Origin of the sequence: Pseudomonas sp. PS02290 (genome assembly GCF_029960075.1) — a bacterium.
Classification (GTDB): domain Bacteria; phylum Pseudomonadota; class Gammaproteobacteria; order Pseudomonadales; family Pseudomonadaceae; genus Aquipseudomonas.
Genome location: NZ_JASCOY010000217.1, coordinates 1 through 604 on the forward strand (window position 1 = coordinate 1; position 604 = coordinate 604).

Below are 604 nucleotides of genomic sequence, written 5' to 3' on the forward strand. Positions count from 1 at the left end.
CGCCGAACGGACATCCATGTCCTAGCGGCGCTCTCGCGGCATCCATGCCGCTCGGCCCACTCCGCGTCGTCTGCGTTCGGCCTGCACCAAAGTCGCGTTTGGCGGTGTCTGGACTTGCTTCGTAGGAAAGATCAAAAGCAAAGCAAGGCAGATCAAGAGCAGATCGAGGGCAGATCAGTCGCTACGGACGTGTGGGAGTGAGCTTGCTCACGAAGGGGTTGGTACATCCATCAAATATCTGGTGTTTGGAATACAGCATTCGCGAGCAAGCTCGCTCCCACAGGGAGGGCGGTGCTATCAGCAAAAATGTTGGTGCCTGAACTGGCCTCTTCCCGGCTGAAGCCGGTCCTACAAGGTACCGTGTGCCGTCAGTGGGACCAGCTCTGACTGTAGGACCGGCTTTAGCCGGGAAGCTGTTGATCTGCTTTGAAGCGCTTTTGATATTCATACGCAAATGGCTCAAACACCGCAAATCGCGACTTGGGTGCAGGCTGAACGCAGGTCTCGCGGAGTGGGCCGAGCGGCATGGATGCCGCGAGAGCCGCCCCCGCCATGGATGGCGGATGGCGGCGGGCCCACGGAGCGAGACCGGAGTGAAGGAACC

1 protein-coding gene is annotated in these 604 nt (G+C 59.6%); it reads right to left on the bottom strand.

Annotated elements, in window-relative coordinates:
• Positions 1 to 401 precede the first annotated feature (401 nt).
• Positions 402 to 604, bottom strand: a 203-nt coding sequence (locus QMX88_RS29310) for a hypothetical protein (RefSeq protein WP_282373739.1), incomplete at its 5' end; no start/stop codon positions are given.